Origin of the sequence: Nitrospirillum viridazoti CBAmc, from assembly GCF_000730165.1 — a bacterium.
GTDB lineage: Bacteria > Pseudomonadota > Alphaproteobacteria > Azospirillales > Azospirillaceae > Nitrospirillum > Nitrospirillum viridazoti.
In genome coordinates this window covers 230,243-250,544 of sequence record NZ_CP022110.1, presented here as the reverse complement: position 1 = coordinate 250,544, position 20,302 = coordinate 230,243, and the positions used below count along the sequence as shown (strand labels likewise).

Genomic DNA, 20,302 nt, shown 5'->3' with positions numbered 1-20,302 from the left:
AAGTGGGGGACAGCAATCGTGGATTGATCCATCCGACACCCGGATTCCACTTATCCCTCGGGTCGCGGGCAGAGTGGTACCGGATTGAATTTTAAAATTTTAGGGATTTTATCTGGCCGATAATTGCGCGTCCCATTCGCAAATATGATTGGCCGATTCCCACCATCGTCGTACAGTCCCGCGCGGGGATGGGTTCTGGCCGCCACCGGATCAAGGATCAAGTCGACACCCGCACCCCACGTGGCAGTGGACCAATTGGCAGTGGGCCGATTGGCAATGGAATCGCCGGCGCCAAAGCCGGCGGATCGATCCGGATCGGACTACGGGGTAACCGGACGTGCGGCGCTTGAAACGGGGATTGCGGCGATGGGACCGCCCGCTGATGGGGCATCCCCCCTCTGGCGGCCGCCGTGCCGCCCCCCTGGAGGCCCTGGGCCGCCACGCCGAATCCGTGCCACGTGAGCAGCTGATCGAACTGGGCCAGCTGATCCTGATGGCCCTGAACCATCGCGAGGACGCGTGGCTGGTGCCGGTGCTGACGGCGGTGGTGGCCGGCGGTGCCGCCACCTGGGCGCCCTGGCCCGCCGTCGCCGCCTGGGCCCTGCTGTCGGTCGCAACGGTGGGCGTGTCGCAGCTGGCCCTTCATCGTTTCCTGGCCCAGGCCGACCGCCTGACCGTTTCCCGCCCCTGGCTGCGGCTGCTGACCACCGCCCGCCTGCTGCCCTCGGTGGTGTGGAGCCTGCTGCCCCTGTTCGCCTGGCCGGGCGACCATATGGCCGGCCGCTTTTTCCTCATCCTGGTGCTGGGGGCGGCCATGGCCCTGCGCACCAGCGGCACCGCCCCCCATCCGCTGGTGCTGCGGCTGCAACTGGTGCCGCCCGCCCTGGCGCTGCTGGTCCTGACGGGCACCGCCCTGGCAGCTCCCGACGCCGGCGGCCATGCGGACGCGCCGGGCCTGGCCCTGGTTCTGAGCAGCCTGCTCTATCCCGTGTTCCTCTACCGCATGGGGCGGCAGACCTGCCTGCGCATGCGCCACATGCTGGAACTGCAGCTGGACCTGACGGCGGCCAAGCGCGCCGCCGACCAAGCCAACGGCGCCAAGTCCGGCTTCCTGGCGACGCTGAGCCATGAAATCCGCACCCCCATGACCGGCATCCTGGGCCTGACCCAGCTGCTGCTGGAAACGGGCCTGTCGATGCGCCAGCGCGACTATGTCCGCACGGTGCACGAATCCGGCGAATCCCTGCTGGCCATCTTGAACGACGTGCTGGACCTGTCGAAGGTGGAGGCCGGCAAGCTGGAGATCGAGCGGACGGCCTTCGACACCGGCCCGCTGCTGGACGGCGTGCGCAACCTGATGGCCGGCCGCGCCGCGGAAAAGGGCCTGGACCTGCAAATCCGCAAGGGTCCCGGTTTCCCTGAACGCCTGATGGGCGACCCCTTGCGCCTGCGTCAGGTGCTGCTGAACCTGGTGGGCAACGCCATCAAGTTCACCGAGCGGGGCTGGGTGCGCATCAGCGCGTCGGCCGACCGCCTGGCCGATGGCCGGCTTCAGTTCGGCATCATCGTGTCCGACACCGGCGTCGGCGTGCCGGAGGCGGCGCAGGGCCGCCTGTTCGAGACCTTCAGCCAGGCCAGCGCCGAGGTCACCCGCCGCTACGGCGGCAGCGGCCTGGGCCTGGCCATCGCCAAACAGCTGATCCAGGCCATGGGCGGGGAGATCGGCTTCCACAGCCGGCCGGGGGACGGCAGCCATTTTTGGTTCACCATCCCCACGGCGGAACCGGAGGCACGCACCGCCGCCGGCGCGATGGCCCCCCAGGCCGCCGCCATCGCCCTGCCGCCGCTGGCGGTGCTGGTGGTGGAGGATGTGACCGCCAATCAGGTGGTGCTGGACGCCCTGCTGCGGGCGCGGGGACATAAGGTCACCGTGGCCGCCGACGGCGCCGCCGCCGTCCGGCTGGTGGCCCGCGGCCGTTTCGATCTGGTGCTGATGGACATGCAACTGCCGGGCATCGACGGGCTGGAGGCCGCGCGCCGCATCCGCGCCCTGCCCGACGCCACGCGCGCCCAGGTGCCGGTGGTGGCCACCACCGCCAACACCGACGCCGCCGACGGCGGCCGCTGCCTGGCGGCGGGCATGGACGGCTTCGTCACCAAGCCCCTGCGGCCGGAGGCGCTGGTCCAGGCCATGCACCAGGCGTGGATGGCGCGCGGCGCGCGGGTATGGCCGGAGGAGACGGCGACGGAAGGCGTGGCCCAGCTGGACATGCGCCAGATGGACACCGTCGCCCAGGCCATCGGACCTCATGACATGCCGGAATTCATCGCCATCACCGCCCGCACTCTAGTGGAGACGGCGGAACGCTTCCTGGAGAAGGTGTCGGGTGGCGACCTGCCGGGCGCGGGCCAGGCCGCCCACACCCTCTATGGCGTGGCCGCCAACGTGGGCCTGACGGGACTGTCGGCCGACGCCCGCCGGGCGCAGCAGGCCCTGCGCGACGACCACCCCGAAATCCAACGCGCCCTGGCCACCCGTCTGCGGGAAAACGCGGAAGAGGCGGCGGACATGCTGGGCCGCTGGCTAGTCGAATGGCTGGGCGGTCAGCCGCCCGCCACGGACAGCGCCGTCGCCTGACGAAGGCGGCCTTTGATCGGTTGCGATCAAAGGCCGTGCCTGTCAGTGCGGGGTCACCGGGGTCGCGGTGGGGGCCCGGGGCGTCAGGGGAATACCGCCATCGTTGTGCGGCGTGACCGCCGGATTCGCGGCTGGGCTGCCGGTTGGGCCGGGCCCGTCCGGGCCCTCATCGGGCGGCGGGGGTGGGCCATCGGGGAAGGGCGGATGATCGAAGCGGCCGTCCGGCCATCCCTGCCCGCCCGGACCGTGCCCATCAGGCCCGCGCCCGTCCGGCCCGCGCCCGTCCGGACGGGGGCCGTGCATACCGCCCAGAATGAAGGGGGCCTTCATCTCTGACAGCTTCCTGCGACCTTCGGGCGACATCCGCGACAGGGCTTCGACCAGGGCCGACTGGCGCGACGCCTCGAAGGCGCGGCGGCTGTCCGCCACCTTGCGCAAGGCGGCGGCGAAGGCCTGGGCGTCGAAGGGGTCGGCCGCCAGCAAGGGTTGGATTTCGGCCCAGCTTTCCCGGGCCTGCTTCTCCAGCGCCTGGAAGTCGGCGCGGTCGGGCGCCATGGCCTTCTGCAGCAGCTCGGCGTCCGCCGGCGGCAGGATGTCGGACAGCGGACGCGGCCGGTAGTTCAGGCCCGGCGCCGGCCCGCGCTCCGGCCCCACCTCATGGTGCCGTAGAAGATGGGGGACGAAGGTGCCGGCCAGGAACAGGTTCACACCGACCGACGCGATGAGCAGGGGCCCACGCCACCGGCTGGAAAACACACTCATTGGGCGTGGGTCTCCACGGTGTAGGAGGTGAACAGCAGGCTGGGCATGTCCGTGACGTCGGCCTGCGCCGTCTCCACCGTCGCACCGGCCTGGGCCGTCGTGGTCTCCGTGGCGGGCAGCGTGGCGGACGGCATGGTCATGACGCCCACCAGGATACCGGCCGCCGTGGCGCCAGCCAACCACCCGGCCTGCGGCGCCCGCACGCTGAGCCACGACAGGGCCGTGCGCATCAGGTCGAAGGGCGAGGGCAGGAAGGTGTCCAGCTTGCCCGGCGCGGCCTTGGCCGCCGGCGCAGTCACCGCGTCCAGCCGCGCCAGGGCGCCGGCCACCACGCCGTCCACCCGGGCGGCGGAAATCTCCGGCTCCGCCACCATGGACAGGAGGGCGTCCAGCCGCGCCTCGTTCACCACCAGCTCATGCGCGGCACCGTCCATGGCCAGCGCGCGCACCGCCGCGGCCCGGCGGTCCGCCGGCCAGCGGGCGGGGTTGCCGCCGTACACGGCCGTCAACGCCGCGATATCCTCCACGTCCACCGTGGACCATTCCCTGTCAGCCATGACCAACCCCCTAGACCTCACCCGTATCCTGAACCACACCGGACAGGCGCGCCCGCAACGCGCGCCGGGCCCGGGCCAACAGCGACTCAACCGCCGAAACAGACAGGGACAGGATTTGCGCGGCGTCGGCGGCGCTGCGCTCCTCGTAATAGCAGAGCGTGACGGCCAACCGCTGCCGTTCCGGCAGCTCCGCCAAGGCCTGCGACACCAATTTGGCCGTCTGTTGCCGCGCCATCACATTCACCGCGGATGGCGTCGGGTCGGGCGGCTCCGGTATTCCGTCCAAGCCGGCGAAGGCGGGACGCCGGCGCCGGTCCACACACAGATTCACCACCACCCGGTGCAGCCAGGTGGAGAAGCGGGCGCGGCCGTCGGGGATCCAGTTCTTGGCCCCCGTCCACACCCGCAGCATCGCCTCCTGCACCACCTCGTCGGCGTCGGCCGCGTTGCCCAGGACGCGCTGGGCCAGTTTCATGGCCTTGGGCGCGTGGCGGGCGGCCAGCAGGGCAAAGGCCTGCCGGTCCCCCTGGGCGATGCGGGCCAGCAGGGCGTCGTCACCCGGCTCCGGCCCCAGCCCCGTCAAGGTGCCGGCCGGGTTGCCCGCATACGGGGCGGCGGTGGAAGCCGCAGCCGTGCCCACGCGCGGCTGCGGCTGGACAGATTCGTCCATCAGTTCCCCTGAAGAGTGACCCGGGACGTCTATGTCGCGAAGAGCATACATGACCCCTTATACGGGCCATGGACAATGCCCTGTCGGCGAGGGTGCCGAATAAAATCTAGGCGGGCCGCAGACTGGATCCAAGGTTGGCGGCCGTAAAAGGTATGTCACGGGGGCGGTCCTGCCCCAAACCGCCACCCCCGCGACGCCCGGCCCCGCCAGCCCCGATTGGGCGGGACCATGCGGATGCGCGCCCCCGCACGCATCCCGGCGCCGCCCCCGACCTCCCGCGATTGCAGCCCCGCCCGCGGAACAGAGGTCGGGGGCGGATTTGCCCGTGACCCCGCCCGGATCGCTCAGCTACCATCGCGCGCAATAATCACAAGGGCCGGCACCGACCGGCCCGGCAATCAAAGGGCCGGCGAAGACCAGCCCGTAAACGCGGTGGAGAGAGAACGTATGGCTGATACCGAGAAGCGCGTCACCGACGCCGAGGCCCTGCAACTGCATGCCAGCGGCCGTCCGGGCAAGCTGGAGATCACGCCGACCAAGCCCCTGACGACCCAGCGCGACCTGGCGCTGGCCTATTCGCCGGGTGTGGCGGTGCCGTGCTTGCGCATCCATGAGGACCCGGCCACGGCCTACGACTACACCGCCAAGGGCAACCTGGTGGCCGTCATTTCCAACGGCACCGCCGTGCTGGGCCTGGGTGACCTGGGAGCGCTGGCCTCCAAGCCGGTCATGGAAGGCAAGGCCGTCCTGTTCAAACGCTTTGCCGACGTCGACGGCATCGACCTGGAGGTCGACACCCGCGACGTGGATGAATTCATCAATTCCGTGCGCTACCTGGGGCCCAGCTTCGGCGGCATCAACCTGGAAGACATCAAGGCGCCCGACTGCTTCATCATCGAGCAGCGCCTGCGCGAACTGATGGACATCCCCGTCTTCCACGACGACCAGCACGGCACCGCCATCATCGCCGCCGCCGGCCTGATCAACGCCCTGCACCTGACCGGCCGCAGCATGACCGACGCCCGCCTGGTGGTGAACGGCGCCGGTGCGGCCGCTATCGCCTGCGTGGAACTGATCAAGTCCATGGGCGTGCCGCATGAGAACGTGACCCTGTGCGACACCAAGGGCGTCGTCTACCAGGGCCGCACCAACGGCATGAACCAGTGGAAGTCGGCCCACGCCATCACCACCGACGCCCGCACCCTGGCCGAGGCGGTCAAGGGCGCAGACGTGTTCCTGGGCCTGTCGGTCAAGGGGGCCCTGACGGCCGAGATGGTGGCCACCATGGCGCCCAAGCCCATCATCTTCGCCATGGCCAACCCCGATCCGGAAATCACGCCGGAAGAGGTGAAGTCGGTGCGTGACGACGCCATCGTCGCCACCGGGCGGTCCGACTATCCCAACCAGGTGAACAACGTCCTGGGCTTCCCCTACATCTTCCGCGGCGCCCTGGACGTGCGGGCCAGCACCATCAACGACGCCATGAAGATCGCCGCCGTCAACGCGCTGGCCGAGCTGGCGCGCGAGGACGTGCCGGATGAGGTGGACGCCGCCTATTCCGGCCGGCGCCTGCGCTATGGCCCGGAATACATCATCCCCGTGCCCTTCGACCCGCGCCTGATCGTGAAGGTGCCGGCGGCCGTGGCCCAGGCGGCCATGGACACCGGCGTCGCCAAGCGCCCCATCACGGACATGGAAGCCTACGGCCGCGCCCTGCGCCTGCGCCTGGACCCTACGGCCGACAGCCTGCAGCAGATCTTCGACAAGGTGAAGGCCACCCCCCGCCGCGTCGTGTTCGCCGAGGGTGAGGAAGAGCGGACGATCCGCGCCGCCCTGGCCTTCCGCTCCGCCGGCTACGGCACGCCCATCCTGATCGGCCGCGAGAAGGTGGTGGCGGAACAGATGGCCGCCCTAGGCCTGCCCCAGGGCAGCGCCCCGCTGGAGGTGCGCAACGCCCGCCTGTACCAATCCACCGAAAACCAGCGCTACACCGACTTCCTGTACGCGCGCCTGCAGCGCAAGGGCATGCTGCACCGGGACTGCCAGCGCCTGGTGAACCAGCACCGCAACGTCTTCGCCGCCTGCATGGTGGCGCTGGGTGACGCCGACGCCGTGGTCACCGGCCTGACCCGCGACTTCTTCACCTCGTATGAGGAGATCGGCCACGTCATCGACCCGCGCGAGGGCGCGCCAGCCTTCGGCCTGTCGGTGCTGGCGCTGCGCAAGCAGACGGTGTTCATCGCCGACACCACGGTGCATGAGCGCCCGACCGCCCAGCAGCTGGTCTGCATCGCGGAGGGGGCGGCCCGCATGGCCCGCCAGATGGGGCATGAGCCCCGCGTGGCCTTCCTGTCCTTCTCCAACTTCGGCCAGCCGATGCGGGAGCGGGCGCAGCATGTGCGCGACGCCGTGGCCCTGATGGACCAGCGGGGCGCCGACTTCGAGTATGAGGGCGAGATGTCGGTGGACGTGGCCCTGGACCACGACCTGATGAAGCGCCTGTACCCGTTCAGTCGCCTGTCCGGCCCGGCCAACGTGCTGATCATGCCGGCGCTGCACACCGCCAACATCGGCGCCAAGCTGCTGCAGAAGATGGGCGGCGGCACGCTGATCGGCCCCCTGCTGATCAACCTGGAGAAGCCGGCGCAGATTGTGCAGATGGGCGCCACGTCCAACGAGTTGCTGACCGCCGCCGTCATGGCGGCCCACGACAGCCTGCAAACCGCAGGCTGATTGCGGCTGACGGAACGGAAAAGCGTATCCAGTATACATGCGCCGCTGGCCACGGCCGGCGGCGGGGCTTAAGTAAAAAAGGGCCATGGCCGGCGGGGGAGTTCCCGATGGCCGTGGCCTTTTCTTATGAAGCGGGATAGCTCCACGGCTGGTCCCGGGATTAAACTTCCATGACGTGGGTTCCCCGCGCCATTCCTGCGCTATGTTCGGTGCAATGAACGGGAAGGCGCACTTTTGACCTGGCCTGTTTTGGCCGGGTCATGGGAATCAGCATGGGTGGGTTTGGGAGATGAGTCGTTTGGAAACGCGCCCCGATCGTTTTGTCGCCATCGCCGTGCTGATGCTCGCGCCAACGGCGGCGCTGCTGGGCGCATTGGTGATCGCCGGGCGGCTCAACATCCTGCTGGCGCTGGCGGCCTTCGCCCTGGTGGCTGCCGTCACCGCCGTCGCGCGCCACCTGGTGCTGCGCGACAGCCGGCTGATTGCCGCCTACCTGGACCAGGTGCGGGACCGCCGCACCCCCCTGCCCCCGCCCCAGGCGCGCACCCTGACCGGCGCCGCCCTGCTGGAGGACATCGCCCAGCTGCACCAGAACTGGCTGCGCCACCGGGAGGAGATCGAGCATCGCCTGGCCGCCGACGAGGCGGTGGTGGAGGCGCTGCACGACCCGCTGATGCTGGTGGACGACAAGCGCAAGGTGGGCCGCGCCAACAGCGCCGCCCGCGCCCTGTTCGGCGACCGCATGCTGAACCGCGACCTGGCGGTCAGCGTGCGCAACCCCGATGTCCTGGCCGCGGTGGACGCCGTGCTGGCCGGCGGCGACAGCCGGCGGGTTGAATTCACCCTGCCCCTGCCGGTGGAGCGCGTGCTGGAGGTGCGGGTGACGCCCTTCCGCCCGGCGGCGGAGGACGGCGCGCCACAGCATGAGATCACCGCCATCGTCACCCTGCATGACATCACCGCCATCAAGCGGTCGGAACAGATGCGGGCCGACTTCGTGGCCAACGCCAGCCATGAGCTGCGCACGCCGCTGTCCACCCTGGTTGGCTTCATCGAGACGCTGCGCGGGCCCGCCCGCGACGATGCCGACGCGCGCGACCGCTTCCTGGCCATCATGCAGGAGCAGGCCGGCCGCATGTCGCGCCTGGTGATGGACCTTCTGTCCCTGTCGCGCATCGAGCTGGATGAGCACACCCACCCGACCGGCGAAACCAATGTCGCCCAGCTGGTGCAAAGCGTGGTCGCCATGCTGGAGCTGAAGGCGGCGGCGCGCAAGATCACCATCCGCGTCCAGGGGGGCGAGGATCTGCCACGCGTGCAGGGGGATGAGGACCAGCTGACCCAGGTGTTCCAGAACCTGATCGACAACGCCATCAAGTACGGGCGCGAGCAGACCGACGTGGTGGTGTCGCTGGAACGGGCGGAGGCGCCGCCGGCGCCGGGCGCCACCGGCATCCGCGCCCGTCAGGCGCCGCAAAAGGTGGCCGGCATCAAGGTGTCGGTGACCGACAAGGGCGAGGGTATCGCCCGCACCCATCTGCCCCGCCTGACCGAACGCTTCTACCGCGTGGACGCCGCCCGCAGCCGCGCCTTGGGCGGCACCGGCTTGGGCCTGGCCATCGTGAAGCACATCGTGAACCGCCACCGCGGCCGCCTGACCATCGACAGCGAGGTGGGCAAGGGCAGCACCTTCACCGTGCACCTGCCCGGCGTGGAAAAGGCGGCGGAGAAGCCGGAAAAGCCCGTACCCCAATCTGCCCCGAATCTGTCACAGGAAGGCGGCCGGGGCGCCGCTTGAGGGTGGGCCGGCGCCGGCCATGCCCGTGGCAGCGCTACCCCCGTATGAGATAAGCCACTGAGGCAGCGTGGCTTTCAGGAAATGGCCTGGCCGGGCGCGCCGTCATAAAAATGTCGCTTATCTGTAGCAATTCCATAGCGACCTATCGCTATGGTCCACCCTGCCCGACCGGCGATGTGTCCCGCCGGCCGCCGTTTTTCATGCCCCGGCCAGGACCGCCGGGGGTGGGGTGGTAAGAAAATGCCGGCCGAGCATACGGTTAAGTCGTTCGAGCAGCAGCTGCAGCGCCTGTCCAACCTGATCACCCAGATGGGTGGCGTGGCCGAGGCCCAGGTGGACGGCGCCGTCCAGGCGGTGGTGCGCCGCGACGTGGACTTGGCCGCCCGGGTGATGCAGGCCGACCATCAGCTGGACGATTATGAACGCGGCATCGAGCAGGAGGCCGTGCGCATGCTGGCCCTGCGCCAGCCCGTGGGCAGCGACCTGCGCGAAATCCTGGCCGCCCTGAAGATTTCCGCCGACCTGGAACGCACCGGCGACTATGCCGCCAACATCGCCAAGCGCAGCATGGCGCTGGCCAAACTGCCCTCCGTGCGGCCCGTCAGCGCCATCCCGCGCATGGGCAAGCTGGTGGAAAGCATGCTGAAGGACGTGCTGGACGCCTATATCGATCGCGACGTGGGCAAGGCCATCGACGCCTGGAACCGGGATGAAGAGCTGGACGACCTGTACACCAGCCTGTTCCGCGAGGTCCTGACCTATATGATGGAAGACCCGCGCAACATCACCCCTTGCACCCACCTGCTGTTCATCGCCAAGAATCTTGAGCGGGCGGGCGACCACGCGACCAACATCGCGGAGACCATCCACTTCCTGGTTCTGGGCCAGACGCTGACCTCCGACCGGCCCAAGCATGACCAGTCCAGCTTCCTCGTCGGCCCCACGGCCGATGTCGATCTGCACGGCAGCGGCCTGCACGGCGCCGACGCCGTGGACGATCTGTGAATCCTTTCCCGGGCGCCTTCCACGTCCGGGCCCGCAAACGATTAGAGTCGCCACCGCTTACCCGACCCCGGACAGCCAGTTTTAGGGACACCCCATGAACGCCTCGTTGAAGCCCTTGGTTCTGATCGTCGAGGACGAGGCCGACCTCGTCACGCTGCTGAGCTACAACCTGGAGAAGGAAGGCTTCCGGGTGCTGACCGCCGGCGACGGCGAGGAAGCGCTGCTGCTGGCCGACGAGCAGGCGCCGCACCTGGTGCTGCTGGACTGGATGCTGCCGCTGATGAGCGGGCTGGAGGTCTGCCGCCAGATGCGCCGCAACCCCAAGACCCGCGAAATCCCCATCATCATGCTGACCGCCCGGGGTGAGGAGGCGGACAAGGTGCGCGGCCTGAACTCCGGCGCCGACGACTACATCTCCAAGCCCTTCAGCCCGACCGAGCTGGTGGCCCGCATCCGCGCCGTGCTGCGCCGGGCCGTGCCCTCGTTGGCCGAGGAATTGCTGCGCTACGGCGACATCAGCATGGACCTGGCGGCCCACCGCGTGCGCCGCAACAGCCGCGACATCCACCTGGGCCCGACCGAGTTCCGCCTGCTGCGCCACTTCATGCAGCACCCGGGCCGCGTGTTCTCGCGGGAGCAGTTGCTGGACATCGTCTGGGGCCACGACGTCTATGTCGAACCCCGCACCGTCGACGTGCACATCCGCCGCCTGCGCAAGGCCCTGAACGAGGACACCGAGTTGGACATGATCCGCACCGTGCGCTCGGCCGGCTACGCCCTGGACATGAAGTCGGCTTGATAGTTCCATGTTGGCGGCACGAAGGGAAACCTCGTGCCGCCGGTTGGCCCCCGCTTTCAGGCGGCGAGGGCGGCCGTCGCCAGGTTCGCGGCCTCATCCGCTGTGGCGGCCACCTCCATCGCCACGCCGAAGGCCTTGACCGCGATGGCGGCCTGGGCCTTGAAGGCGGCACGACGCACCGCGTTCGGCTCCACCGTGATCACCGCGCGGCATAACGCCGCCAGGGCGTCGCGGTTGCGCTTCAGCCATAGGCCGCGCTGGCGCCGGTCCTCATGCGCCTCCCCCTCCGGCGGATCGCGCATGATGATGACGAAGGGCAGGCCCCGTTCCAGCAGGGCATCCATCTCCCGTTCCCACTGCGGCGCGTAGCCAGGCCGGGTGGTACCGGGGCGGGTCGTCACCACGGGAAAGCGGCTGAGATCGTGTATCTCGAACAGGCTCATCCTCAATCTCCTTCAAAACACATCCGCGAATAAAGCCGCGGCGCCCACCTCTGAAAGGTGGATGGCGCGCGCCGCCCGCACGCGCATCTCAACCTCGTACTCTCGCGCCGCTGCGGTTGGGGACGAGGTGGTGGACAGGCTGTCCGCCAGCACGACGGCGTCCCGCAGGGCGGTGTTGGCACCCAGACCGCCGGCCGGGCTCATGGCGTGAATGGAATCGCCGAGGAAGGTCACAGCCGCTGGCGTCCAGTGGGGCCAAGTCCGGGCAAGGCGTGCGCTGCGCACCGGCAGCAATGCCAGGCCATCGGGATCGGCGTGCCGGAACAGGCCGCGCAGGCTGGGATGCCAGTCGCGCGCCAGATGCCGTGCCACCGCCGCCGGCGCTGCCTCCGGCAGGCCCCCCATCAGCCGCGTGCGCGGACCAATCAAGGCCCAGTAGAGATAGTCGGCCACGGGAGTGAGCCCGGTCGGAACGCCATCCGAGTCACAGGCCACGGGGGCGAACAGCATGGGCTCGATGATACCGGCGTAGCCGTCGGCGAAGACCACGCTGGTGCCGGCACAGAGGTCGTCGCCCACCACCGCCCGCACCTGGGGCGACAGAGTGGTGCGGCCGTAGAGACAGACGGCCCCCACGTCCAGCGGCTCCGCCTGGGGGATCAGCTGCCGGCGCACGGCAGAGTTGACACCGTCGGCGGCCACCACCAGGCCGGCGCGCACGGTGGTGCCGTCAGCGAAGGCGACGTGAGCGCGGCCGTCGGCGCCCACGGCCAAACCTTGAAAGGCGGTGCCGAAGCGCACCCGGTCCCCGATGCCCGAGAGCAGGATTTCCCGCAACGTCTGGCGATGGACACAGAGGTCCCCCGCCGCCTCGCGGCGGATCGCGCCATCCCGGCTTTGCGCATCGGCGGCCGCGCTCCACACCGCCGGCGCCCGGCCGGTCACCGGCGCCAGCTGGCCGTCCAGGAAGCGGCTGCGCGGGGCGGGCACGGCGCAGGCGCGCCGGAATAGCCCGTACAGCGGTGGGGGCAGGCACCGGGCCAGGGCATCGGCGCCGTCCGCGTCGATGCGCAGGCGATAGCCCTGGGACCGGCTGTCCAGGGCCACATCCCGCTCGTACACCATGCACTCGATACCGGCGCGCGTCAGCGCCTGCGCCAGGCACAGGCCGCCCAGGCCCGCCCCGATGATCGCCACCCGCGTTTCGTCCATCTTGTCCATCATCTCTGCCATCATCTCTGCCGCCATCGCCGGCAAACCCTGGGCTGAAACTTTCCACTGGCGATTCGATAACGCGGAACACGGCAAGCTTGATAACGACAGTCGGACGAAAAATAATGCGAAACGGCCAAACCGTTCGCCAGCCGCCAGCCACCCGAGGAAAGCCCATGCGTCTCGCCAGTGACACCCCCCGCATGAGCAAGGAAGCCTTCCTGGAGATATGCGAGCGGGCGGACGGCCCACCCGTCCTGACCTTCTGGGGCAGCCATTCGGCGGAGGACCGGACCCGCATGGGCACGCGGGAGATCGACTGGCACGCCCATCGGCGGGGACAGCTGTTCTGCATCGCCAACGGCCTGATCCATATCCGCACCGCCCATGGGTCATGGATGCTGCCACCGCTGCGGGCCGGGTGGATACCGCCCGGCATGATGCACAAGGTGACCATCAGCGGCGTGCTGGATGGCTGGGGCATGATGCTGACGCCGGAGGCCAGCGCCGGCCTGCCCGACCGTCCCTGCGTCATGGGCATCAGCGACCTGTTGCGGTCGCTGGTGCGGCGGGTGGCGGAATGGCCGCTGGAGGCGGCGCTGACGCCGGAGCAGGAGCGGCTGCTGGCCGTGCTGCTGGATGAGGTCCGCCTGGCCCCGAACGAACCGCTGCACCTGCCCATGCCCACCGACCCCCGCCTGTTGCGCCTGGCCCTGCGCCTGCTGGAGGCGCCGGACGACGACCGGACGCTGGACGTGCTGGCGCGCGACGCCGGCCTGTCGGAACGCACCGCCCGCCGCCTGTTCGCGGCGGAAACCGGCCTGAGCGTGACCCAGTGGCGCCAGCAGGCCCGCCTGACCCAGGCCCTGGAACGCCTGGCGAAGGGGGAGCCGGTGGCGGAGGTGGCGGACGCCCTGGGCTATGCCACGCCCAGCAACTTCATTGCCATGTTCCGCCGGGCCTTCGGCGAGCCACCCGCCCGCTATTTCGCCCGAAGGGGGGTGGCGGCTTGACTTCTGTCTTCCGATCGGCCACCGAACGGATAAGCCGCCTATCCTGCCCCGTTTTCCCTATCGTTTTTTAGGGGCAGGCCTGCCCACCAAGCCCGCTACCCAAGCGCCCGTCCCGACGCTATGGTGCCGCCATGGTCGACCATCCCACGCCCCCGCCCTTCACCGCCGACACCACCGCCACCGACGCCCTGACGGCGCAGGAGCGGGAGGCGCGATCCTTCGGTTTCCGTGCCATCAACCCGGCGGAGAAGGCACCGCTGGTGCAGGGCGTATTCTCCAGCGTCGCCAGCCGCTACGACATCATGAACGACCTGATGTCGGTGGGCATCCACCGGCTGTGGAAGGCGGATTTCGTCAGCCTGGTGAACCCCCGCGCGGGCGAGACCATCCTGGACGTGGCCGGCGGCACGGGCGACATCGCCTTCCGCATGGCGGCCAAGGCGCCCGCCGCCCGGATCATGGTCTGTGACCTGACGGAAGCCATGGTGCGTGTGGGCCGCGACCGCGGCATCGACAAAGGGTCCATGCCAGGCTGGGACAAGACGCCGGAAACGCGCGGCGGCCTGCCCACTGGAGGGTTACAGTGGACTGTGGGCAATGCCGAGTCGTTGCCCCTGCCCAATCGCTCGGTCGACGCCTACACCATCGCCTTCGGCCTGCGCAACGTCACCCATATCGACAAGGCCCTGGCCGAGGCGTATCGGGTGCTGAAGCCCGGTGGGCGCTTCTACTGCCTGGAATTCAGCCAGGTGAACCTGCCCATCCTGCGTGAGCTGTACGACCGCTATTCCTTTGAAGTGCTGCCCCGCATCGGCCAGGTGGTGGCGGGCGACCGCGACAGCTATCAGTACCTGGTGGAAAGCATCCGCCGCTTCCCCGAGCGGGAAGCGCTATGCCGCCGGCTGGAGGCCGTGGGGTTCAGCCAGGCCAAGGCCCGGCCCCTGACGGGTGGCGTGGCCGCCATCCATTCCGCCTGGCGCGTCTGACCATGCTCCGCATCCTGCGCAACCTGCGCCGCCTGTACATCATCGGGCGTACGCTGGGCCGGCATGGCGCCCTGTTCCCGGAGGAATTCCGCGACGTGGCGCCAGGCGTGGCCCTGGTGCTGCGCCTGATGAACAACAACCGGGCGCCCGGCCGCAAGGGCCAGCGCTTGGCCGCCGCCATCCAGGAGCTGGGCCCCAGCTTCATCAAGCTGGGCCAGGCCCTGTCCACCCGGTCCGACCTGGTGGGCGACGCCGTGGCCGAAGACCTGGCCCTGCTGCGCGACCGGCTGCCCCCTTTCCCCACGCCCCAGGCCGTGGCCATCATCGAGGAGCAGTTGGGCCGCCCGCTGGGCGAGATCTTCCAGAGCTTCGAGCCCGAGTCGGTGGCCGCCGCCAGCATCGCCCAGGTGCACTTCGCCGTGACGGCGGAGGGCAAGGAGGTGGCGGTGAAGGTACTGCGCCCCGGCGTGGAGCTGGCCTTCCGCCGCGACATCGACCTCATGTTCTGGCTGGCCGGCCTGGCCGTGCGCGTCCTGCCCCGCCTGAAGCGGCTGAAGCCGGTGGAGGTGGTGGAAACATTCGCCGAGACCGTGCGCATGGAGATGGACCTGCGCATGGAGGCCAGCGCCGCCTCGGAACTGGCCGACAATTTCAAGGGCGACGTCACCTTCAACATCCCCAGGGTGGATTGGGACCGCACCAGCCAGCGGGTGCTGACCATTGACCGCATCCACGGCATCCCCGTGGACCAGGTGGATGCCATCCGCGCCGCCGGCTTCGACCCCGACGATGTGCTGCGCCAGGCGGCCAATTCCTTTTTCAACCAGGTGTTCCGCGACGGCTTCTTCCACGCCGACCTGCACCCCGGGAACATGTTCGTCAACATGTCCGGCCACCTGGCGCCGGTGGATTTCGGCATCATGGGCCGGCTGGACCGGCAGACGCGGCTGTACCTGGCCGACATGCTGCTGGGCTTCCTGAACCGCGACTACCGCCTGGTGGCCGACGTGCATTTCGATGCCGGCTACGTCCCCGCCCACCAATCGCGCGAACTGTTCATGCAGGCCGCCCGCGCCATCGGCGAGCAGGTGCACAACAAGCCGCTGCACGACATCTCCGTCGGCCGGCTGCTGGCCCAGCTGTTCGCCGTGACCGAGCAGTTCGAGATGGAGACCCAGCCCCAGCTGCTGCTGCTGCAGAAAAGCATGTTGACGGCGGAAGGGGTGGGCCGCGCCCTGAACCCCAAGCTGAACATGTGGGAAGTGGCCCGCCCCCTGATCGAGGAGTGGATGCGGGAGAACCGGGGGCCGGAAGCGCGCCTGGCCGAGGCCGTGCGCAATCTCAGCGCCACCGCCCACAAGCTACCCCTGCTGCTGCGTCATGCCGATCGCCTGGCGGAGCATCTCGACAACGGCGGCGTGCCCATAGACCCGCGCAGCATCGACGACCTGGCCACCCGCTTGGGGCGTGGGCGGGGCGGCTGGCAATGGGCCGCCATCCTCGCGCTGACGATCGCGGTTACGGTGCTGGCGCTGCGTTAACGCGTCCCTCAAGCGCCGGGCGGCTGCATCCGCAGCCCTGGCTATCCTCGCGTTTCAGTCCGCTTCGCTACCCAAAACACTCCGGCGACCGCGGTCGCGGTCTATTTCAGAACTGCCGCGCGCTTGGGACATCGCGTAACCAAAACTTGCGCGGCGCGGCCTTGGCCACAAGGCAGCCCTGCGAGTCGTCCGCTTGACGCGGGTACGAAACGAACAAGAGGATGGCGCCTCTCGTTCCATATGTTTCACCCTTCGTCTTTGAGGATTTAGGTCATGGCCTTGCCCGTCGTTGCCATCGTCGGTGCCACCGGTGCCGTTGGCGTCGAGCTGCTGGAGTGCCTGGAGCAGCGTGATTTCCCCCTGTCCGAGCTGCGCCTGCTGGCGTCGGCCCGGTCGGCCGGCAAGACCATGACCTTCAAGGGCAAAGAGATCACCATCCAGGCCCTGGATGAGAACAGCTTCGACGGTGTCAACATCGCCCTGTTCTCCGCCGGCGGTTCCATCTCCAAGGTCTACGGCCCCATCGCGGTGAAGGCCGGTGCCGTCGTCGTCGACAATTCCAGCGCCTTCCGCCAGGATCCCAACGTCCCCCTGGTGGTGCCGGAGGTGAACCCGGAGGCGGTGAAGCAGCACCAGGGCATCATCGCCAACCCCAACTGCTCCACCATCATCGCGCTGGTTCCGCTGTGGCCGCTGCACGTGAAGAACCGCATCACCCGCTTCATCGCCGCCACCTACCAGGCGGCGTCGGGTGCCGGTGCCGCCGCCATGGAAGAGCTGCGCGAGGGCACGCGCGCCTATCTGGAGGGCAAGCCCTTCACCCCCACCGTGCTGCCCCACCCCTACGCCTTCAACCTCTTCAGCCACAACGCCAAGGTCGACCCGGCCAACGGCTATAATGAGGAGGAGATGAAGATGGTGAAGGAGACGTGGAAGATTTTCGGCGATGCCGACATCCGCATCTCCGCCACCTGCGTGCGCGTGCCCGTGCTGCGCGCCCATTCCGAGGCGCTGACCGTGGAGTTCGAGCGGCCCATCACCCCGGCCGAGGTAAAGGACATCCTGGCCACCGCCCCGGGCGTGCGCATCGTCGATGACGTGGAGAAGAACTACTTCCCCATGCCGGTGGACGCGTCGGGTCAGGGCGACATCCTGGTGGGCCGCATCCGCCAGGACATCAGCGACCCCAGCGGCCGCTCCATCCAGCTGTTCGTCGCCGGCGACCAACTGCTGAAGGGTGCAGCACTCAACGCCGTGCAGATCGCCGAGCTGCTGTAAGACAGTTCGTCCCGTGAGGGGGGCCGCCGATGAAATACCGGCGGCCTCATCCTTTTGGGGTAGCGACGGCCTGACGGGGCCCCCTCCCCCATCCCGATGGGAAAAATCGGCCGCAGGCCCAACTTTACGGTCGCGGAAAAGCCTCAATTGGTCGCAATATCCTGGTTGTCCGGGGTCGTTCCCGGGCGAACCCCAACCAGGGACCTCGCATGCATCCGCATGAGGCGACCGGAGCCCCCAATCCGGAACCCGGCATGGCCGCCGCCGTGATGGCAGCCACCCCCAGCACCTTTGACATTCCGCCGCCCCAGTCCCGTTCCTCCGCCGCCCCCGCCCGCCAAATCCTGGACGCGGTCACGCGCTTCCGGAAGATGGGGTGCCGCAACGTCAGCCTGACCCTGACCCGGTCCACGGACACCATCCTGGACGTGCAGGCCATGCTGACCCTGGCGGGTCTGGCCAGCGACGTGCAGCCGGCCGGCGGCGGCTGCTCCCGCCTGGTGCTGCGCAGCTAGTTAGGATTCCTCTTCCCTAACCTCTTTTGATCCGCGGGCCCCGGGCCCGCGCCCCTGTCCCCGGCGACAGCGCCGGGGATAAGCCTTGGGTTTTTGCCCGCTGATCGGCGGCGGACACCGCGCATAGAAAAAGGGCGCCTCCATCCCGGGAAGCGCCCTTCCTGTTCATGTGAGCCTGAACCCAGGCCCTTCTGGCGGTCTTACCCCAGGCCCTTCTGGCCCATGCTCAGGTACTTCTCGCGGCGGCGGGCGATCAGGGTGCCGCCGTCCTGGCCGCGCATGGAGTCCAGGCTGTCGTCGATGGCGTTGCCCAGCGCCAGGATGGTCTCCTCGCGCCGGCGGTGCGCGCCGCCGATGGGCTCCATGACGATGCGGTCGATGACGCCCAGTTCCTTCAGGTCCTGGGCGGTCAGGCGCAGGGCCGCGGCCGCGTCGGCGGCGTTGGTGTTGCTGCGCCACAGAATGCCCGAGCAGCCTTCCGGCGAGATGACAGAGTAGATCGAGTGCTCCAGCATCAGCACCCGGTCGGCCGTGGCGATGGCGATGGCACCGCCCGAGCCGCCTTCACCGATGATGGCGGAGACGATGGGAACGCGGGCGCGCAGGCAGGTCTCGATGGACTTGGCGATGGCTTCCGCCTGGCCGCGCTCTTCCGCACCCACGCCGGGATAGGCGCCGGCCGTGTCCACCAGGGTGATGACCGGCAGGTTGAAGCGGCTGGCCAGCTCCAGCAGGCGCTGCGACTTGCGGTAGCCTTCCGGCTTGGCCGAACCGAAGTTGTGGCGGATGCGCGTGTCGGTGTCGTGACCCTTTTCCTGGCCGATGACCACGACCGACCGACCGCGAAAACGGCCCAGGCCGCCGACGATGGCGCGATCCTCGCCGAACACCCGGTCCCCCGCCAGCGGCGTGAAATCGGTGATCAGGGCGTTGATGTAATCCAGGCAGTGCGGCCGGTTGGGGTGGCGCGCTACCTGGACCTTCTGGGCCGGCGTCAGCTTGGCGTAGGTCGAGCGCAGCAGCTTGTCGACCTTGTCCTCAAGCTTGCGGACCTCGTCGGCGATGTTGAGACCGCCGCCATCGGACAGGTGGCGGAGTTCATCGATCTTGCCTTCGAGTTCGGCGATCGGCTTTTCAAATTCAAGGAAATGCATGGGTTCGGCTTACAACTGCTTGTAAGGGGTGCTGCACCGAGGGGCGGGCCGCACAAAGGTCGAAGGCGGCTGATTACCATGAGCGCGGGCCAGGGGCCAGCGCTATCGAAACCCGCATCTTGCAGCTACCCCTTGCGCGGGCCACGAACCCCAGGGCTTCCCTTGGCCCCCGGGTTTTCTTTCGCCAACGGGTGGTGGTCCTCCACCGTGCGGCGCAGGCGTTCACCCACCACATGGGTGTAGATCTGGGTGGTGCCGATGTCGGCATGGCCCAGCATCTTCTGGACGGAGCGCAAATCGGCGCCGTGGTCCAGCAGGTGGGTGGCGAAGGCGTGGCGCAGCACGTGGGGGCTGACCTTGGCCGGATCCAGGCCAGCGGCCAGCGCCAAATCCTTCAGCAGCTGGCCGAAGCGCTGGCGGGTCAGCGTGCCGCCGGAACTGCGTGAGGGGAACAGCAGGCTGGCCTGCCTGGCCTCCCGTCCGGGGGAGAAGAAGGCGGTGCGGTGGGGCAGATAGGCCGCCAGCGCGTCCCGGGCCGGGGGGGACAGGGGCACCATGCGTTCCTTCCCGCCCTTGCCCTTGACCACCAGCACCCGGCCGTCGCGGCTGAAGGCCGACAGGGGCAGGCCCACCAGTTCGGAAACGCGCAGACCCGTGGCGTAGAGCAGTTCCAGCAGGGCCGCCAGGCGCAGCCCCTCCGCCCCGCCCTGGGCCGCCGCCGTGTCCAGCATGCGGCCGACATCGTCCTCGGACAAAATCTTGGGCAGGGGGCGGCCCAGGCGCGGGCCATCCAGCACGGCGGCCGGGTCGATGTCGCGCCGGCCTTCCGACACCAGGAACTTGTAGTACTGGCGCAGGGCCGACAGGCGGCGGGCCACGGTGCGCACCGCCGCCTGGGTGCCGTCGCGGCCCAGATGGTCCAGGTAGGCGCGCAGGTCGTCGGTGCCCGCCTGGTCCAGGGCGGGACCCTTGCCGCCTTTCTGGCCGGCGATGAAGCGGGCGGCGTCCACCAGGTCACGGCGGTAGGCGTCGCGGGTGTTGGCCGCCGCCCCCCGTTCCGCCACGGCCATGTCCAGGAAGGCGTCCACCCCCGGCGGCAAGGCCAGGGTGGCGCCGCGCGGCCGGCCGGGGGAGCGCTTCTTGGGAGCGGCTCCCCCGGTCGCGGCCTCACCCTTCGGGATGCGCGGCGCCATGGGCG

At 69.2% G+C, this 20,302-nt stretch carries 17 protein-coding genes; 10 read left to right on the top strand and 7 right to left on the bottom strand.

The features are described from left to right. Positions 1-382 precede the first annotated feature (382 nt). Entirely contained in the window at positions 383-2,638 is a 2,256-nt protein-coding gene (locus tag Y958_RS01240) for an ATP-binding protein (RefSeq protein ID WP_088870591.1), read from the top strand. A 42-nt stretch (positions 2,639-2,680) separates the two neighbouring features. Here Y958_RS01240 and Y958_RS01235 read toward each other — a convergent pair whose 3' ends face one another. From Y958_RS01235 to Y958_RS01225, 3 genes are read right to left on the bottom strand one after another with little or no spacing between them, the layout of a single operon-like run. Then, positions 2,681-3,400: a periplasmic heavy metal sensor gene (locus Y958_RS01235; RefSeq protein WP_088870590.1), complete on the bottom strand. Its 720-nt coding sequence runs from the start codon at positions 3,398-3,400 to the stop codon at positions 2,681-2,683. Beyond that, entirely contained in the window at positions 3,397-3,957 is a 561-nt protein-coding gene (locus tag Y958_RS01230) for a hypothetical protein (RefSeq protein ID WP_088870589.1), read from the bottom strand. The genes Y958_RS01235 and Y958_RS01230 overlap by 4 nt, the downstream gene beginning before the upstream one ends. Before the next feature lie 10 nt (positions 3,958-3,967). Next, positions 3,968-4,627 (bottom strand): RNA polymerase sigma factor, encoded by a 660-nt coding sequence (locus Y958_RS01225; protein ID WP_088870588.1) that lies wholly within the window; start codon positions 4,625-4,627, stop codon positions 3,968-3,970. A gap of 447 nt (positions 4,628-5,074) precedes the next feature. Here Y958_RS01225 and Y958_RS01220 point away from each other — a divergent pair, with 447 nt between their 5' ends. The 4 genes from Y958_RS01220 to phoB all read left to right on the top strand — a co-directional run bounded on the left by Y958_RS01220 (position 5,075) and on the right by phoB (position 10,962). Next, a complete protein-coding gene (locus tag Y958_RS01220) occupies positions 5,075-7,360 on the top strand; it encodes an NADP-dependent malic enzyme (RefSeq protein ID WP_088870587.1) in 2,286 nt (761 codons plus the stop codon). A 289-nt stretch (positions 7,361-7,649) separates the two neighbouring features. Continuing rightward, the gene (locus Y958_RS01215; protein WP_088870586.1) at positions 7,650-9,158 is read left to right on the top strand and encodes an ATP-binding protein; all 1,509 of its coding nucleotides are present in this window, start codon (positions 7,650-7,652) and stop codon (positions 9,156-9,158) included. A gap of 240 nt (positions 9,159-9,398) precedes the next feature. Beyond that, positions 9,399-10,163 carry a phosphate signaling complex protein PhoU gene (gene phoU, locus Y958_RS01210; protein WP_050898084.1) on the top strand — a complete coding sequence of 255 codons (765 nt, stop codon included), beginning with the start codon at positions 9,399-9,401 and terminating at the stop codon, positions 10,161-10,163. 94 nt (positions 10,164-10,257) lie between these two features. Then, complete coding sequence (gene phoB, locus Y958_RS01205; protein WP_004272237.1) at positions 10,258-10,962, top strand: phosphate regulon transcriptional regulator PhoB; 705 nt, start codon at positions 10,258-10,260, stop codon at positions 10,960-10,962. Between the two features lie 56 nt (positions 10,963-11,018). Here the strand turns inward: phoB and Y958_RS01200 are convergent, their stop codons facing one another. Both Y958_RS01200 and Y958_RS01195 read right to left on the bottom strand, forming a co-directional pair. Next, entirely contained in the window at positions 11,019-11,405 is a 387-nt protein-coding gene (locus tag Y958_RS01200) for a hypothetical protein (RefSeq protein ID WP_088870585.1), read from the bottom strand. Positions 11,406-11,417: 12 nt separating this feature from the next. Next, positions 11,418-12,653, bottom strand: coding sequence for an FAD-dependent oxidoreductase (locus Y958_RS01195; RefSeq protein WP_211098508.1), 1,236 nt, complete (start codon positions 12,651-12,653; stop codon positions 11,418-11,420). A gap of 140 nt (positions 12,654-12,793) precedes the next feature. Between Y958_RS01195 and Y958_RS01190 the strand changes: the two genes are divergently transcribed. From Y958_RS01190 to Y958_RS31790, 5 genes are all read left to right on the top strand, one after another. Continuing rightward, entirely contained in the window at positions 12,794-13,630 is an 837-nt protein-coding gene (locus Y958_RS01190; RefSeq protein WP_088870584.1) for an AraC family transcriptional regulator, read from the top strand. Positions 13,631-13,761: 131 nt separating this feature from the next. Further along, positions 13,762-14,616, top strand: coding sequence for a class I SAM-dependent methyltransferase (locus tag Y958_RS01185; RefSeq protein WP_244909321.1), 855 nt, complete (start codon positions 13,762-13,764; stop codon positions 14,614-14,616). Positions 14,617-14,618: 2 nt separating this feature from the next. Continuing rightward, entirely contained in the window at positions 14,619-16,157 is a 1,539-nt protein-coding gene (gene ubiB / locus Y958_RS01180) for a 2-polyprenylphenol 6-hydroxylase (protein WP_088870583.1), read from the top strand. A 273-nt stretch (positions 16,158-16,430) separates the two neighbouring features. Next, positions 16,431-17,435, top strand: a complete 1,005-nt coding sequence (locus Y958_RS01175; RefSeq protein WP_088870582.1) for an aspartate-semialdehyde dehydrogenase — start codon at positions 16,431-16,433, stop codon at positions 17,433-17,435. A 209-nt stretch (positions 17,436-17,644) separates the two neighbouring features. Beyond that, positions 17,645-17,950 (top strand): hypothetical protein, encoded by a 306-nt coding sequence (locus Y958_RS31790; protein ID WP_040845860.1) that lies wholly within the window; start codon positions 17,645-17,647, stop codon positions 17,948-17,950. A gap of 200 nt (positions 17,951-18,150) precedes the next feature. Here Y958_RS31790 and Y958_RS01165 read toward each other — a convergent pair whose 3' ends face one another. Both Y958_RS01165 and Y958_RS01160 read right to left on the bottom strand, forming a co-directional pair. After that, on the bottom strand, positions 18,151-19,104 hold the full coding sequence (locus Y958_RS01165) for an acetyl-CoA carboxylase carboxyltransferase subunit alpha (RefSeq protein WP_088870580.1): 954 nt from the start codon (positions 19,102-19,104) through the stop codon (positions 18,151-18,153). Between the two features lie 125 nt (positions 19,105-19,229). Beyond that, complete coding sequence (locus tag Y958_RS01160; RefSeq protein WP_088870579.1) at positions 19,230-20,297, bottom strand: site-specific tyrosine recombinase XerD; 1,068 nt, start codon at positions 20,295-20,297, stop codon at positions 19,230-19,232. Positions 20,298-20,302: the final 5 nt, after the last annotated feature.